Annotated in this window: 12 protein-coding genes; 7 read left to right on the forward strand and 5 right to left on the reverse strand. The window is 45.7% G+C overall.

The window, feature by feature from the left end:
* Nucleotides 1–482: 482 nt before the first annotated feature.
* The 3 genes from NH568_RS22625 to NH568_RS22635 all read left to right on the forward strand — a co-directional run bounded on the left by NH568_RS22625 (nucleotide 483) and on the right by NH568_RS22635 (nucleotide 4,578).
* A complete protein-coding gene (locus NH568_RS22625) occupies nucleotides 483–1,679 on the forward strand; it encodes an extracellular solute-binding protein (RefSeq protein WP_253110619.1) in 1,197 nt (398 codons plus the stop codon).
* Complete coding sequence (locus NH568_RS22630) at nucleotides 1,651–3,867, forward strand: ATP-binding protein (protein WP_253110625.1); 2,217 nt, start codon at nucleotides 1,651–1,653, stop codon at nucleotides 3,865–3,867. The genes NH568_RS22625 and NH568_RS22630 overlap by 29 nt, the downstream gene beginning before the upstream one ends.
* Nucleotides 3,868–4,116: 249 nt before the next feature.
* Entirely contained in the window at nucleotides 4,117–4,578 is a 462-nt protein-coding gene (locus tag NH568_RS22635) for a DUF2846 domain-containing protein (RefSeq protein ID WP_253110628.1), read from the forward strand.
* A 201-nt stretch (nucleotides 4,579–4,779) separates the two neighbouring features.
* Here NH568_RS22635 and NH568_RS22640 read toward each other — a convergent pair whose 3' ends face one another.
* Nucleotides 4,780–5,532 carry a type 1 glutamine amidotransferase domain-containing protein gene (locus NH568_RS22640; RefSeq protein ID WP_253110632.1) on the reverse strand — a complete coding sequence of 251 codons (753 nt, stop codon included), beginning with the start codon at nucleotides 5,530–5,532 and terminating at the stop codon, nucleotides 4,780–4,782.
* Between the two features lie 290 nt (nucleotides 5,533–5,822).
* Between NH568_RS22640 and NH568_RS22645 the strand changes: the two genes are divergently transcribed.
* The 4 genes from NH568_RS22645 (at nucleotide 5,823) to NH568_RS22660 (ending at nucleotide 12,506) form a co-directional block, all read left to right on the forward strand.
* The gene (locus tag NH568_RS22645) at nucleotides 5,823–7,901 is read left to right on the forward strand and encodes a winged helix-turn-helix domain-containing protein (RefSeq protein WP_253110634.1); all 2,079 of its coding nucleotides are present in this window, start codon (nucleotides 5,823–5,825) and stop codon (nucleotides 7,899–7,901) included.
* A 197-nt stretch (nucleotides 7,902–8,098) separates the two neighbouring features.
* Entirely contained in the window at nucleotides 8,099–9,370 is a 1,272-nt protein-coding gene (locus NH568_RS22650) for an HlyD family efflux transporter periplasmic adaptor subunit (RefSeq protein ID WP_253110637.1), read from the forward strand.
* A 12-nt stretch (nucleotides 9,371–9,382) separates the two neighbouring features.
* A complete protein-coding gene (locus NH568_RS22655) occupies nucleotides 9,383–10,099 on the forward strand; it encodes an ABC transporter ATP-binding protein (RefSeq protein WP_253110640.1) in 717 nt (238 codons plus the stop codon).
* Nucleotides 10,092–12,506, forward strand: a complete 2,415-nt coding sequence (locus NH568_RS22660; protein WP_253110645.1) for an ABC transporter permease — start codon at nucleotides 10,092–10,094, stop codon at nucleotides 12,504–12,506. Before NH568_RS22655 ends, NH568_RS22660 begins: the two co-directional genes overlap by 8 nt.
* Before the next feature lie 50 nt (nucleotides 12,507–12,556).
* On the opposite strand, the gene NH568_RS22665 is transcribed toward NH568_RS22660, so the two are convergent.
* From NH568_RS22665 to NH568_RS22680, 4 genes are all read right to left on the reverse strand, one after another.
* Nucleotides 12,557–14,113, reverse strand: a complete 1,557-nt coding sequence (locus NH568_RS22665) for a SulP family inorganic anion transporter (protein WP_253110648.1) — start codon at nucleotides 14,111–14,113, stop codon at nucleotides 12,557–12,559.
* Nucleotides 14,114–14,225: 112 nt separating this feature from the next.
* Complete coding sequence (locus tag NH568_RS22670) at nucleotides 14,226–14,684, reverse strand: Lrp/AsnC family transcriptional regulator (RefSeq protein ID WP_046004338.1); 459 nt, start codon at nucleotides 14,682–14,684, stop codon at nucleotides 14,226–14,228.
* A 54-nt stretch (nucleotides 14,685–14,738) separates the two neighbouring features.
* Nucleotides 14,739–15,380 carry an MBL fold metallo-hydrolase gene (locus tag NH568_RS22675; RefSeq protein WP_253110650.1) on the reverse strand — a complete coding sequence of 214 codons (642 nt, stop codon included), beginning with the start codon at nucleotides 15,378–15,380 and terminating at the stop codon, nucleotides 14,739–14,741.
* Entirely contained in the window at nucleotides 15,381–17,171 is a 1,791-nt protein-coding gene (locus NH568_RS22680) for a M14 family metallopeptidase (RefSeq protein ID WP_253110652.1), read from the reverse strand. It abuts the gene before it with no gap.
* Between the last annotated feature and the right edge of the window lie 128 nt (nucleotides 17,172–17,299).

Here is a 17,299-nt window from a genome sequence, read left to right on the forward strand (position 1 = left end):
GTTAGAGCACCACCTTGACATGGTGGGGGTCGGTGGTTCGAATCCACTCGGTCGTACCAACTTATTTGATAAATCAAACCCCATCTCTAAGTACAATCGTAGCTAAGTTGGTTAGAGCACCACCACTCTCTATGGCCCGGTCCAGCAGTCGGTGGTTCGAATCCACTCGGTCGTACCAACTTATTTGATAAATCAAACCCCATCTCTAAGTACAATCGTAGCTAAGTTGGTTAGAGCACCACCACTCTCTATGGCCCGGTCCAGCAGTCAGTGATTCGGCTCCACTCGGTCGTACCAACTCCCGTTATTAGCCTCCCATCACGGCTCTAAAATACCTCTTATTATTGTACCTCAACAGCCTGTAACAATGCGCATTTCGCCTTTAGTAAGAGTCATGTTTATGCGAGAGTTTATTGAACGGGTTTGCTCTGACCCGAGAATTTGCTATAAATTAGTTAGCAAATCCCATTCTAAGGAAGGTCATGCTTGGCAGGTTATCTACCACTTTCTTGTTCATGTTGATAACAAGCCTGTGCAGCTGTATAGCACATGCTAAGCCGCCACCTCCTCATTCATTGACCATTGCCATTGGTCTGGAAAATTATGACTTCAATCCTCTGTTTACAGAATTCACCAGGAAAACCGGTATTCGGGTTAAAGTCGTTGAATTCGAGAACAACTCCTTAAAATCTGAGCTACTTTTAAGGGCCAGTAATAACGCCCTACCTGACGGTATCATAGTACCCGCAGACTATATGGGGCTGACAGCGCTCAACTTGTCCGAAGTGCCAGATCACTGGCTGTCAACGCATTTGATTGATCAGGTCCGTTTGAACATCAAAGCCAATGGCACCACGCTTGGGGTACCGATCGTATTTGGTAACCAGCTGATGCTGTACTACAACCGTGCAGTTGTCAGCGATCCCGCAAAGAGCTGGCAGCAACTTCGCGCACAACAAAAGAAGCAGGCGCTTAAAATCAATTGGAACTATTATGAAATGTACTGGTATAGAGCATTTTTAGGTACTTTCGGAACATCACTGATTGTAAATGGCAACGCTAACTTAGATACACCCGCCATGGTGAGCGCACTGCGTTGGTATAAGTCTCTTAAAAACGAGGCGTGGCTGGATGTAGAATGTGACTACGATTGCACCGTGGAACAATTTTTAACCGGTGAAGTTGCCTACACCATCAATGGTTCCTGGATGTTTCAACGTTTCTCAGAACATTTTGGTGATAAGCTCGGTGTCGCACAGTTACCCAGCCTCCATGGTGAACCTATGCGCTCATACTTTTCGTCTCATGTTATTGCGTTTCCTGACAACGCCTTAACTGGAACCAAAAGAGCCGAGCTCAGAACACTGTCCGAATTTTTGCAATCTCTGCCAGTACAAACTAATTTATGGTCTTCCATAAATGTGCTACCAGTCGACAAACGCGCATTAGAAATGCTCAAGATACAAGGAATTGCGCAAGTAGAAGCACTCATATCGACGCTGGAGTATGCTCAGCCTATGCCTAACGAAGCACAAATGGCCTTTGTCTGGGAGGCGATGTTAAAGGGCCTGACACGCCACCTGGCTGGTGTACTAGACGAACATCAGGCCGCCCACTTTATGCAACATATTGTCGAGAAGTCGATTAGCTATGAGCAAGAAAAAAAGCCTAGTCAGTGAGTTACAACTTAAAGTGGGCGCAATGGTTTTGGCTTTGCTAACCATTGCCCTGGCTCACTTTGCTTACAGTGCCTGGACCCAAGCCAATAAAATTGCTGCAGACACGGTTGCACAACGCGTAACGACCCTGTCTCTAGACATCAAAAACAGGCTCGCCGAGTTTACTTTTCAGGTTGCTCATTACAGTGATCACCGGATCCTGGCAGAACTGCCTCTCAATCTTCTATATACGCAATATGCGCTCAAGGAAATGCGCGATCTGGTCTACACATCCCCTCTGGTAAAAAGTGTGATGATCAGTGACGGTTCACCCTATATAGTCGAAGGTTACCCGCTTTACACCCTGCACTGGGCTACACCCTCGGTCCTGGAGCACGCCAACTCAGTGATCAATGATAATTCACGAGAGTTGATGGTACGTAAACTGCTGATCAGCAATAAAGAGCTTGGAATTATCGATACAAACGGAGGAACCTTATTCATTGCCGTGCCACTACGTCAAACCCTGCCTTCTCTCATCGACCCCTTTCGCTATACCAGCGTGCTGTTTTTCGAACTTGATGTAAGCCAACTTGCCATTGAGCTGGCAGATTATGAATCTTTGACTGTCTTTTCAGATCAACAAATGTGGTTTCGTGAAGGCCAAGAGTTTGAAGAAGGCTTTAACGCTACACATCCGATTTATGAGCGCAATCATGACGGATTAAGCTTGTCTCTCTCACTGTCTCACCAGCACAGCGCATATACTCGAGAGATCCTCTACGCCATTATCAGAAGCGCACTACTTGCACTAGGTGTATTAATCATACTCTTTTGGTATCTAGCCTATGTGAGCCGTAAGGTAACAAGCCCCATGAAGCAGCTTGAAAAATACTGCACATCGCTGACTTCAGGTAATTATCAACAAAATAATGCTAACCTGGAATACGAAGAGCTCAAAACACTACAAAAGACGCTTAACGAACTGGTGAGTACCGTCAATATTCAAGTGACACAGCTTAAACAGGAGAAAGTACGCGCAGAGCAATCAGAACTGGCTAAAGCGCAGTTTCTAGCCACTATGAGCCATGAGATCCGCACGCCCATGAACGCGATTCTGGGGGTGTTCCAGCTACTAAGACAACACAATCATGATCAAGAAGAAAAATCGCTCGTAGAGCAAGGCTACACCTCCTCACAGACCCTGCTTGCCCTGGTTAATGACATACTCGACTTTTCAAAAATGGAGGCTGGTAAGCTTAACCTTGAAGTGCTTGCGGTAGACATATTAAAACTGTGCCGGGAAGTAGTTCAGGAATACCAACGTCTGGCACGTGATAAACAAGTCGTGCTAGAACTCACTTCAGAACTAAAGCCACACTTGTCTGTCAGGCTTGCCGATCCGCTGCGACTTAAACAAATATTGCGTAACTTGTTGTCAAATGCGATTAAATTTACCGAACAAGGTCAGGTGAGGTTGAACGTGCAGGGAAACAAAGAGCGGCTGGTCATTGAGGTCTGTGATACTGGGATCGGCATGACGCCAACTCAGGTCGCCAGCCTGTTCAAACACTTTCACCAAGCTGACAGCTCAACCACACGTAAATACGGGGGGTCAGGGCTCGGACTGGCAATAGTTAAACAACTGGTCGAACTTATGCAGGGTGAAGTTACTGTTAGTAGTGTGGCGTGTGAAGGTAGCAAGTTTAGAGTTAACCTGCCTCTGTTAAGTGCCAAGCCGACATCGCAACGCTTATCCACTGAAGCGAAACCGGAAACCCCTGATTTGCGCGGCGTAAATGTCTTACTTGCTGAGGATAACCTGATTAATCAACAAATATTTGCAGCGATGATGAAAAAGACCCACGCTAACCTTACCCTCGCCAACAACGGTCAGCTGGCCATGGATTGTTTTTATGACACACAGCCCGACTTGTTCTTTGTTGACATTCAAATGCCAGTAATGGATGGCATAGAAGTTTGCCAACAGGTAAAAAATACCGACTACAACAAGCCACTCATCGCTATCACAGCCAATGTACTTCCTGAGGATGTCAGCCGGTATCTGTCACTTGGATTTGACGATTTTGTCGCTAAACCAATTGATATGCAGGCACTGTTTGATACTGTTACTCGGGTTATGGATAAGCAGTTACAAACACCATCTGATCCTACCAGCTCTGCAACCCAAACACTAACCGACAAGTAAGCCCCTTTGAACGATCAACAGCCCTCCTTCGGTTCAGCTTTTTGTTCTCAGCAGTAAGCACTATTTTCATCTGTTTACAGCTAACAAATTACAACCAGGCTCAGGAGTAAAAGACGGAGAGTTATTGGAATATTTATATTGACCCTAGAATAGAAATAACCGAGAATTTGTTTCGTAATTTGCTACATACTGAAAAACACAATAAATCAGCATTTTACTTTTTAATTTAGTACATTTAATGGAGTTACTATGTATAAAAAAATTGCGTTCACAGCTGTATTGGTTTCACTGTTTTCCGGGTGTGCCAGTGTGCCGCTAGAGTCAGAAGAAGCATCCAGTCGAGCGAAACAATACGAAGCGCCTAAAGATGGTTATGCCGGTTTGTACATCTACCGAGATTCTTCTGTCGGTGGAGCGTTAAAAAAGGACATTTGGGTCAATGACGAGTGCGTGGGTGAATCTGCACCTAATGTGTTCTTCTATAAGCAGGTTGAAGCAGGAAAAGGCACTAAGATTACAACTGAATCTGAGTTTTCACCAAATGACCTGTTCATTGATACTGAATCAGGCAAGAATTACTATATTGAACAATATATCAAACTTGGCGTTTTTGTCGGTGGTGCCAACCTTAAACAGGTTAGCGAAGGAGAGGGGCAAGAGGATATCACCCCCCTGAAACTTGCAAAACCGGGCAAGTGTAGTAAGAAATAAACAATTCAGCCAAATATACAGAAGCCCCGCAAAGGGACTTCTGTATATAAAGTTATGTGAATTTGCCTGATTCAATTGTATGTTTTGGATCTTCCATCACATTCACTTTACCTCATCCGCCGATTTTACCAGTTACAACTGACAGTCATGACCTTAGTGACAAACGAGTAAATTTTAACTGCCTGAGTGTAGGTGAAACAATCACTTCAATTGCCCTAATGCAACCAATAGTGCCTCAGCCATAGGTATTGCCGACACCGGATTCTGTCCTGTGACAAACTGACCATCTACAACAACATTCACCTGACCTTTTTTAGCAGCAACAAATATAGCGCCAAGCCTTGTTGCCTCATCTTCAATCAAAAATGGATAATGTGTGCGAGCAAACCACCCTTCTTCGCTGTTCGCTTTGCCAGTAATCCGCTTGTTTAAGATCAACCGGTGACCACTTTCATCCTGTAAGTTCAATAAGGCGACAGTGCCGTGACAATCCGCAGCAATTATACCACCCGCTTTATATATGGCTTCTGTAAGCTTCTTTGCTGAGGCATGTGCCGTCAGATCAAACATTGGTCCAGCCCCGCCTGCGTAGTAAACAGCAAGATAGTCACGACTATCGCGCGTTTCTAAATCATTTGGTTCACTAAGCTGTTGCTTAAGAGGCGAATTATCCAGCCAACGTCTTTGTGCCTCTGCCAGTCGCCCTCTGGGGTATCCTGGCATACCGGTACTGCTGACTAGCTCGATCTCGAACCCAGCGTCGTATAACACCCGGTATGGGCCCACAACTTCAGGTAGCCAAAAGCCATGCTTATCCCCGGAGATAACAAAAAGAATTTTACCTTTGCGCGCGTCAGCAGATAAAGCGGGCATAGAAGAAGTCATAATCAAGGCAAACAAAACAAGCATTTTAACTAATACCTGAAAATGAGCACGATGGAATCTATACATCATAAAAGTCCTTATTTGGGTTTAATGTCTGCTCACCTTATCGGCTCGTACTCAATGACACATGAAGTAACGCTGATTTATTCAGGAATTCTCAGGACGAGTCTGTGACTCCACTGTGACCAAGATTTTATTTCTTTATATTTTAAAGGGTTAAAACTACACAATTGAGGAGAATGAAAGTATCCGGATTTACGTCAACCTATAAACTAGCGTACTATCTGAATATTCCAACTCATAGGTTGGCGTGTACAAAGATAACAATAATACCATTGTGTGCCAGGCAGGAGCCTATTTTGAGATACCTGAGATTTGAAAACCTGATCATAGATACCCATAACCAGATACTGATCCGTGATGGTGTCTCAGTGACGCTGGCACCAAAGGTATTCGATTTGCTTTACTACCTGGCGTGCAATCAACAGCGCGTGATCAGCAAAGATGAACTAATGGATACAGTGTGGCAAGGCACACTAGTAACAGACAATGCCATTAGCCGAACCCTGGTCAAGGTGCGCAAAGCACTGGGCGATGATCCCAAGTCCCCCAATTTCATTTTGACCGTGCCGCGCAAGGGATATCGAATGATCACTTCATTTCATGAAACAGATCAGGTGCCCATACAAACAGAACCCTTCTCTGCCCATGCAAGCAGACATCAGCCTCTATCCAGCATAATCAGAATTAAGCGGCCCATTTTATCTGCTATTGCCTTGTGTGCTGCTGCCATTTTCGTGACCGGAATGTTCCTGTACTATCCTTATTCGTTACCTGGGCTGAGTAAAAACAAACAAGTTACACCCTATACGCGAGCACAGGGCGAAGAGTTATACCCCAGTCTGTCGCCAGATCTCAAAGCGCTCGCTTATGTCAAAAAGATAAACCAGCTGAATGTGCTCATCGTCGAAAATGTCAGTACACATTCCCAGCAGCAGCTATCAATCCCGCTTGCGCAGTTTAGTCGACCAAGTTGGTCACCTGATAGTGAGCAGCTTGCATTTGTCATGCATACACCGCAAACATGTGGTATTTACCTGACTCGTGTGACGCACTTACGTACGCAATCACAATGGCAAAAACTGAGCACATGTGGCAACGAAAGTAAGCCCGACCTCGCGTTTTCAATAGATGGAACGAAACTCTACTTCAATGATCGCACATCTGAAGAGTTCGGCTATCAAATTTTCCAGATTGATTTAACCCAGAGGCAAAAGTCGATCGTGAATCAGCCAATTACCAATGGCCGTGGAAACTACGCCTTTGACCTTTCACCTGACGGACATTCGTTGGTGATGTTAAACAGTGAATTTGGCCCAAAAACACGTATTTACACGCTCGACTTATCCTCGTCAAAGCTCACCCAAACCGCACAACTTGACTACCTGATGCGCTCAGCTATCTGGCATCATGACAGTCAAAGTTTGATCCACCCAGCCCCACACCCGGCTTATGAGCTGTGGCAAAGTACTGTGCAAGGCGATAAATTGGCAACTGTCGTTAGCAATACAGCGCGCGTCAAACATCCGGCCAGAATAAACAATGGAACAGATTTCACCTTTGTGTCTTACCTTCTGGATCGAGATATCTATTTACTGCGCAGTTCTGACAACCAAACACTCCCCCTGGCAAATTCATCGGTTATGGATTACCTGCCGACGATAGCAGACACGTCATCACATTATGCCTTTGTCTCAAAACGCTCAACACACGCACAAGTGTATCTGGGGGATATAACGCAACCGCTGGCGGAGCCTGTTCCGCTAACTTCCAGTAACCCCCCCCATCGATTTTACCAGCTCGCATTTTCTCCCGATGGTAATCGGTTGCTCAGCCTGGGTGACAATCAGCTTCTTCTCTCAAATATCACTACACTGGAAACTGTCGCTCTGCCAGTCACCGGTATGGCTATCAGGGGGGTCAGCTGGCATTCTGATAATCAATTGCTGTTTTCCACTACCAGAAACAATCGCTGGCAGCTGGTACGTTTCGATTTGACGACGCTTGAATCTGAGCCTATTTTCCCCGAGTTTATGGGTGGAATTTACAGTAAACACGATGACGCTTTTTACTTGTTACACCGAAAAACAGGCCAGGTATACAAACACACAGAGTCAAGTGGAGAGACCTCAGCTTTGCCATTGTATTGTACAACGCACCTGCCCAATCGACGGCTTACGCTGCAGCGTAGCAAAAATGGCTTACATTGTGTTAAGGACGATCGAAGTCATGCACACCTCTCTATGGTATCAACGGATAAACGAACCTGGCCACAACAGATTGATAGTGCAGATTATCAGCTCTCGGCACATGGAATAATCTATACACATCTGCAACGCACCACAGCAGATGTCATGAGAACACTCGACGTACAGTGAAACATTTTTTGTAGGAGATACAACCTCTGTATCTTAACTAAACTTAAGCATTTAATTTTATTACTTTTAGTTATGACCACTCCTGGTGGTCATCACTTTTCCTTGCGCCATCACTCCTTTTCCTGGTTTGTTCCTGACTCCCCTTTGCAGTTTAACAATACTGATCAGCGTTTTCATTCACAGGATCAGGAGCCAGTATGGATAAACCCGTCCAACCCAAATTGTTAAGCAGACGACGCGCCGTTATTACGTCGCTTGTCATTGCTTTCATCGCGGTATCAGCCACAAGCATTCAGGTATTCAGTAGCCACTTTCAGATGTCGGGGAAAACCTATGACATCAGTCGGAACACACTTGAATTCAGTACCGCACATCGCACCAGCTTTACCCACTACCTGCCGTTACGCGGTGTTGTTGAACCACAAGATACCATCTTTATAGATGCAATTGATGGCGGACGCGTAGAGGCCTTGTATGTCCGTGAGGGTGAGCAGGTGCATCAGGGTCAGGCACTGCTCAAGCTCAGCAATACCGATCTGCAACTCAGGGTGTTAGCTCGCGAAGCGGAAGTATCAGAGCAGATTAACGACATGCGCAACACGCGTCTGGCCGTTGAACAAAACCAGCTTGCATTAGCACGTGACATCATCGAACTAGATTTTGCCATTATTAAACTGGAAAAGGAGTTAGCGCGTCAGCAAAAGCTTTATGAACTAGCCTTGGTGCCACAACGAACAGTCGAGATACTCAGGGATGAGCTTAACTATCAAATGACATACCGTGAAACGGTAAAACAAAGCCAGCAAAAAGAAGCATTGTTACAACAGCAACAGCTCACCCAGCTATCTCAAAGCATTGCTACCTTGCAATCTAACCTCAAGATATCGCAAGCCAGCCTGGACAAACTTACTATCCGCGCCCCGCGCGATGGGCAACTGACATTTATGAATGCCCGGGTTGGTGAATCTAAAACGCCTGGTGAGCGACTTGGCCAGGTCGATCTGATAGACAAATTCAAAATCAGTGCCCATATTGATGAATTCTATATAGATCAAATCTCAATGGCACATACCGCTACGATAACGAGCGGGCAATCAACGATTGCGCTGACCGTGGCCAGAATTTATCCGGGCATCGAAAACGGCCGGTTTAAAGTCGACTTTCATGTCCAAACGCCCTCTGAACTACCCGCACTAAGACTTGGACAGAGCCTGCCACTGGCGCTAAACCTGAGCTCAGAGACGGCTCAACTGGTCGTTGAAAATGGCGCATTTATACAGTCCACAGCTGGCGCCTGGGCGTTTGTAGTGAGTGAAGATGGGCGCAGTGCACACAAGCGCCAAATCACCCTGGGGCGTCGTAACCCCACTCAGGTGGAGATCGTATCAGGCATCAGTATCAATGAGCGACTGATAACGTCTTCATATAGCCGCTTTGCCGACGCAGAGCACCTTTCTATTATCCCTTAAGGTAGAACACATATGATCAAACTAAATAATGTCAGCCGCTCATTTATTGCGGAACATATCGAAACCGTCGCGCTGGACAAGCTCTCGCTGTCGGTCAGCCATGGCGAGTTCATCTCGATTTTAGGGCCATCTGGTTGCGGCAAGTCATCTTTGCTCAATATTCTGGGCATGCTGGATGACATTGATGAAGGTAGCTTTGTGTTCAATGGCACTGAACTTTCCGCCGCATCTTCAATAACAAAGGCGCAGCTGAGGAAAAAACACATTGGGTTTATTTTTCAGAATTTCAACCTAATAGACGAGCTTACTGTAGAGCAGAATATTGCACTGCCATTACATTATCAGCAGCTCAACAAAGCACAACGAACCGCTCGGGTCGAAGAGGTGCTCCACCGCCTGGACATCGCACACCGTCGCACTCACTTGCCGGCAAAGCTCTCTGGGGGCCAGCAACAGCGAGTTGCGATAGCACGTGCGATAGTCACTCAACCTGATTTGATCCTGGCCGATGAACCGACGGGTAACCTGGATTCCCAAAACTCAACACAAGTCATGGAAATACTTCGCCAGCTCAACATGAAGGGAACAACCATCGTTATGGTGACGCACGCTCAGGAGCAAGTTCAATATGGCACTCGGGTTATTCGACTTATGGATGGCAAAATACAACAAGACAGCCTGGTTTCTGCTCAGCGTACAGTGAACAAGCAGGAGGTATTAAGTGATTAGCCTTTTGCTCACTATGACATGGCGCAATATGTGGCGCAGCAAACGCACCGCGGTCATTCAGTTACTCAGTTTAGTCATCGGCCTAACCTGTTTTATGTTGATCCAATTGTATGTCTCCCATCAACACAACTTTAATGCGCATTTCAAAAATGCAGAGAATATCTACCGAATTAACCTGATTAGAGATGACAATCGTCCCCAAACGCTCACCCCTCTTCGGCTCGCCGAGGAGCTTACCAGTAACTTCCCGGAAGTCACTGAGGTAACGCGCATTTCAGTCAGCACTATATCTATCAGTAATGCTTCTGGTGTATTTGCTGAACGTGCGCTATTCGTTGACGAGAATTTTTTCTCATTCTTTGACTACACCCTGATTGAGGGAGATGTTCACACGGCACTGCAGGCTCCTGATAAAGTGGTCATGCACGAAGCACAAGCGCTGAAATACTTTTCACGCAGTACTCAGGTGATTGGTGAACGGCTTAACATTAACGGTAAACCCTACCAGGTATCCGCTGTAATAAGATACTCAGGTGCCCCATCCACCATCCCGAATGAGATAATTCTGCCGATCCAGAACTATTTTCAGCAATTGCCAAATGAACGCTGGCAAACATTATGGAATTTCAACGCGACCATCACATTTGCAAAAATCACGCAAGCAACCGCAATACCGTCACTGACTGCAAATATCAGTGACTATTATCAGCAACGCGTTGAAGGGCTATCGTCTTATAAGCGCTACCGAGTCATGTTCGAACCTTTATTGGATGTCTATCTAAATGCTACAGCAACCCGTAGCCTGATCCCACCCGGCAGCCAAGAAATGGTAAACACCTTTGTACTGGTATCTTTTATGTTATTAACTCTGGCCTGTATCAATTTCACCAATTTGGCCACTGCCGCTTCTTTGCGACGAGCAAGAGAAGTAGGAGTTAAAAAAGCACTAGGGGCAAGTCCAAGCCAGCTAGCTTTACATTATCTGATTGAGTCTTTATTTATAACGCTGTTGGCTCTGGGAGCTGCACTCGCTTTAACGGCTCTGCTATTGGGCGCATTTAATCAATTGATGGGGGCACAAATCACGCTTTCCCTTACCTTCGAGCATGCTTTTACGCTGATACTCACCTTGCTTTGCGTTACCCTTCTCGCGGGAGGCTACCCAGCTTTGTTTCTTAGTCGCATGAACGCTGCACTGGTATTGAAGGGAGTAGTAGATACAGGTCACGGAGCAACACTCTTTCGCCGTATACTCATGGTCATTCAGTTTATCATCGCAACATTGCTACTGATCGCCAGCACAGTGGTGAGTCAACAGATGGATCATCTTAGTACAATGGTGCAAGGCTATGACAGAGAAAATGTCCTCATCATCAACCGCGGTGCTACCGTTTATCAGGATTTCAAGCGTCAGGTATCAAGGTACGACGATGTCATTTCCCTGAGTATGTCACACACGATCCCTACCAAAGCGACGCGTACATCAGCGATTGTACGAACTCATGAAGCGCCTGGTAATGAGATATGGGTTGGCAATAACCCGGTTAGCTATGACTATTTCAGGACTATGGGTATTGCGCTTCTGAGCGGTCGGGTTTTTACGCGCCAGTCTCCCGGAGATCCATACTTTGAAGATGAACAGAATACAGCTAATACTCGCGGGAATCTGATAATTAATGCAACATTGGCGGCCAGATTGAATGCTGACCCCAATAACGTAATAGGTCGCTATTTGACACTCGGCAGTGTTAGCGAAGGATTGCATCGTCATCAGATTATCGGTGTGGTCGAAGATACGCATCACGTTGATGCGAGTCAGCATGTTCCGCCTATGGTTTATATTTTGTCTGAGAAACCCGAAGATCTGGCACTTAGGTGGATCGCAATCAGACTGAAAGCAGGGTTTAATCCAGATGTGCTGCAACAGCTAGAGCAGACCTGGCTCGAATTAGACAGCAGCAAAGCATTTAAGTATGAGTGGCTGGCAAGTTTATTCGACGCACAATACCACAACCAGGCACAGCACCTGCAATTGCTAAAGCTATTTACACTCATCGCAATGGTGATGTCTGTTACCGGATTGTACGCAGTGGCTTCGTTTACCCTGTTACAAAGCCTGAAGGAAATAGCAATACGCCAGATTATGGGCGCAAAAAACTGGCAAATTTATGGGTTGTTCCAATTACGCTTTGGCGTTCTGGTGCTGCTTGCAACCCTTATCGCATTGCCCATAGCGTTTATTTTGCTCACCGACTGGCTCAATCAGTATGTCTATCGAATTGAGCTACCTGTTAGTGTATTTGCAGTCAGTTCGTTTGCCTGTTTGGCGCTGGCGGGTATAACAGTTCAGATGGTTGCTTTCAATGCAGTGCGAAGCCGTCCTGTTGAAACACTAAAGCGTGACTAGCTCAATTAGAGAAATGAGAAGCCCCTTGTAAGGGGCTTCTTTCAATCAGGTTACGCTAACTTGTCTGACGCAACTTTATACTTTGGATCTTCTATCACATTCACTTCCACCAGATCTGCCGCTTTTGCCAGCAACTGCTGACAATCCTGACTTAAGTGACGTAAGTGTAACTTTTTACCCGCCTTAGTGTATTTTTCTGCAAGTGCATCTATCGCTTCAATTGCACTGTGGTCAGCAACACGGCTATGCTTAAACTCGATGATCACATCCGCAGGGTCATTCGCGACATCAAACAATTCAGCAAAGTTTTTAACGGAGCCAAAGAACAGTGGGCCATGTAACTCGTAGACTTTTGAGCCCTGTTCATCAATGTAGTTGCTGGTATAGATATGCTTTGCATGTTCCCAGGCGAACACGAGTGCCGATACAATCACACCAACACATACTGCAATAGCAAGGTCGGTCACCACTGTGACACCAGAAACAAGGACAATTACAAACGCATCACTCTTTGGAATGCGCTTCATCAGGCGGAAGCTTGACCATTCAAACGTCCCCAGTACAACCATAAACATCACACCGACTAACGCAGCCAGTGGGATCATTTCGATTAAACTTGCCGCAAACAGAATAAAGGCAAGCAATAAGACAGCAGCAGTAATACCAGAAAGACGACTGCGACCACCTGAGTTAATGTTGATCATGGACTGACCAATCATCGCACATCCGCCCATAGCCCCGAACACACCACAGGTCATATTTGCAGCGCCCTGACCTATACACTCCTTATTAGAGTGGCCGCGCGTTTCCGTGATCTCATCAATCAGGGTCAGTGTTAAGAGTGATTCAATCAGACCAATTGCCGCAAGGATAAGCGCATACGGGAAAATAATCGTAAACGTTTCCCAGGTCCAGGGAACCTGAGGAATATGAAACTCAGGGAAGCCACCGGCAATGGTTGCATTCACGTTACCGCTCATATCTTTAAGATAATCCAGTACGTTTCGTGTATCCAGATCAAGGCCAATCACCAAGCCTGTCACCACCAAAATTGCCGCAAGGCTTGAAGGCACTGCGGTTGTTAGCTTTGGCAGAAAATGGATGATTGCCATAGTCAGTGCAACCAGGCCAGCCATAATGTAAAGCTGATGCCCTTGCATCCATTGCAATGTGCCAGACTCATCCATAATCTTAAATTGGCCGAGCTGAGCCAAAAAGATAACGATAGCCAGACCGTTCACAAAGCCCAGCATTACGGGGTGCGGTACCATGCGAATAAATTTACCCAGCTTAAACACACCCGCAAGGATCTGTAAAACCCCCATAAGCAGTACGGTTGCAAACAGATATTCGACACCATGTTCAATCACCAGGCTAACCATAACCACAGCAAGCGCACCGGTTGCACCAGATATCATGCCCGGACGACCACCAAAAATAGAGGTGATTAAACCCACGATGAATGCAGCGTATAAGCCAACTAATGGGTCGACATGCGCGACAAACGCAAATGCGACAGCTTCAGGTACCAACGCCAGAGCGACGGTCAATCCTGACAGTATGTCGTTCTTAGCAGAGCTGGGCGCTTTGCCTATTAGATTAAACATTTAAATCCCCAAGATTATTACTACGACAGAAAAGCGCTGGATCCTAGCAAAATCCAGCGCTTTTAACAAATGTGATACATTATAGTTGAGTTTCAGGTCTGATGTATGACAATCAGATTGGCAGGGCTGTGGTCCGCTTGACACACGTCATCGTGACGTTTGAATGTACTTCCTGAACATATTCAAGATTAAGCAGGTTATCTCTGACAAATTGCTCATAGCCTTCTATACCACGAGAAATAATACGTAGCATAAAGTCCATAGTACCAGCCATGGTATAGCACTCTGTGACTTCATCGTAACTCATGATCAGCTTTTCAAACTCAGAAAGGTTATTTCGGCCATGATTGGACAATTTTACGTGGGCATAAACAAGCATATCAAAACCGAGCTGTTTCTCATCGAGTAAAGCAACTTTACCTTTGATGTATCCATCTTGCTCCAGTTTGGCAATTCGGCGCCAGCAAGGTGATTGCGATAACCCGACTTTATCGGCAATCTCTGCCGTAGATAAACTTGCATCTTGCTGTAGCAACGCTAGTATTTGACGATCAACCTGATTTAATGACATATTTTTCTTAATTTTTAATTAGTTAAATGAATACAGTGCTGATAGCCTCAGTTATCAGCCAAACCGCCCGCTCATAAAAGGATTATGGCGCTGTTCATAGCCTACCGAGGTGTCTTCCCCGTGACCGCTCATTACCCGCGTCGCCTCTGGCAAAGTGAATAACTGAGTTTCTATTGACTGTTTTAATAGCGCGGCATCTCCTTTCGGAAAATCCGTTCTACCTACAGATCCTTTAAATAATACATCCCCAACCAGCACAGAAGCGCTTTGGGGCTCATAAAACACCACATGCCCAGGTGTATGTCCCGGGCAATGGCGAACTTCCAGTTTTAGCTTGCCAAGCTCAACACTTTCACCATGTTCAAGCCAACGCGCAGGAAAAAACGTCGCGTGTGGTGCAAAGCCAAACATCTGAGCTTGCATAGGTAATGCGTCAAACCAAAACTTATCATCGCGCTGTGGTCCAACAATTTCAACCCCCAATGCATTTGATAATGTTTCGCTCGCACCAACATGATCCAAATGGCCATGAGTAAGCAAAATCATTTCAACATTGAGTTTGCGTTCCTCTATAGCAGACAATATTTTATCAACATCGCCTCCCGGGTCAACCACTGCACACACACCTGTGTCAGGGCAACAAATGATACGGCAATTTTGCATAAATGGTGTGACGGGTATCGTAATTACCTGCATCTACTTTTCCTTAAAGGACATGAGGATCGGGTACTTTAGGTATGCCTGATCATAATAAGGTGTGCGCTTGTAGAGCCACTCCATTCTAGCCTTAGGATCACCTGCAAAGGCCTTATCCTCGCTGATTTTTTTATCAAACGCCAGCGCCATAGCTGGGTTGTCTTTTAACATTTTCCGAGCAAATGGTTCAAGTGCATAATTTTCAACGTACTCTGTACGCTGAAATACCCCCGGAAAGTCACCCCAGACGAACAATGAATCTGGCGCTTCTGGGTGCAATAAATGCGTTGCCAACTCGCCACCGGCCTGCTGTGTAGACACTTTGTACCACCCAGACAGACTCAGAGACGATGATACGGCTTGCTGTTCAAACTGGGCGCTGACACGAAAACGGCCTTCAAATGGCGACTTAGCAAATTCATATGACGTAATGGAGAATTGGACCAGCTCGTCTGCCAGCACATCTGTATTCAACTGCTCAACAGCAATACCATGCAGTTTGAGTTTGTCGACTGTACCTGTATACGCTGGTGGGATATAAAATGCACTTGGCACTTTTACTTTGCGCTTTTCTACTTTCTGCCAGTATACGGGTAACTGCTCATAAAACTCAGGCTTCCCGAGATACTTTGCCTCCATTTGACCGGACAGCGCACTTTCAAAGCGTTTATAGCTGATACCTTTAAAGGTGATCAAATCCGGCTTTTCGCTATAACCTCGCTCTACTACCAACTCATCAGGCACAAAATGTTTCTCTGTCTCGACAGCCTTAGCCAATGCTTGTTGATGTTCTGTCAAAGCATCAATCACGCCATCAACAAATACATAGGTGCCCAGCACACGCTGTTTGTAAGGCTTGAGGGAGTGATTCTCTAGTAAAATGCTGGGTAAAGCCTTAATGTCTGCCCATCCATTAGAAAAACGGGGGCTGGCAACCCAGCCAGCCAGTCCTTGTTTGAAGTCCCGCTTATCCATCACAAACACCAGCTGTCCGGGCTCGTGGCCTTGCTGACGCAACTTTTCATCAATCATCGGTGTAAAGTGCTGCTCCAACACTTTTGCAACTGCTGGAGATTCACTGGCGAAACTCGGATTAAAGCCATAGGTAATGTCATACTGATAGTCAGCACCGTCCGTTACATGCAAATCTAAATACATTGCGGGTTGATACTGATTAATGACATTCATGACAGCCCGTACGCCTGGCGTGTCGAGCTTAGTATAGTCACGATTTAAGTTTAAGTTCAGCCCATTCGTACGGTATCCCATCTCCTTTGGCCCGCGCTGATTAATGCGGTTGTAGACACTGCGCCGTTCATGTCCGTCCACGTTAAGGATAGGAATAAACAGAATATTGACTTTGTTCAAAATATCGCGACGTTTACCTGTGGCAATATCCCGAAGCAACATAAACATGGCATCTTTGCCATCTATTTCACCCGCATGAATCCCAGCCTGGATCAACAAAGTCGGCTTGTTATTATTTTTTAACATCGCAGGACTGAACTGATTAACCTGCGAGGCAACCAGCATTTTTATATCTCGGCCAGCATCACTTTTGCCTATCGTTACCGCTTTAAACTGGGTTGGATTAGCGGCAACCAAACGGTCTACAAATGCCATCGTTTTTGCATAATCAGGACTTTCCAAGCCCTTGCTCAGTTCAAAATCTGTGGTAAGCGGCCCCTGCTCTTGCATAAGACTAACGCTTTTTCCTTGCCAGTCTTGAAGCGGCGGTAAATGACTATTCAGATTTACTGTTGCACTTAGCAAAACAATGCCTAAATTCATAAACAATCTTTATTTCTATCTATCGATATGATGATTATATCAATATTTAAATTAACAACTTACAATGTGCGGTGATTCTACAAAAATTCACAGTTAATCGCGAGCTGACTTTTGGCCAAGCGACAAAA

The organism is Pseudoalteromonas sp. XMcav2-N (assembly GCF_024124545.1).
Lineage (GTDB): Bacteria > Pseudomonadota > Gammaproteobacteria > Enterobacterales > Alteromonadaceae > Pseudoalteromonas.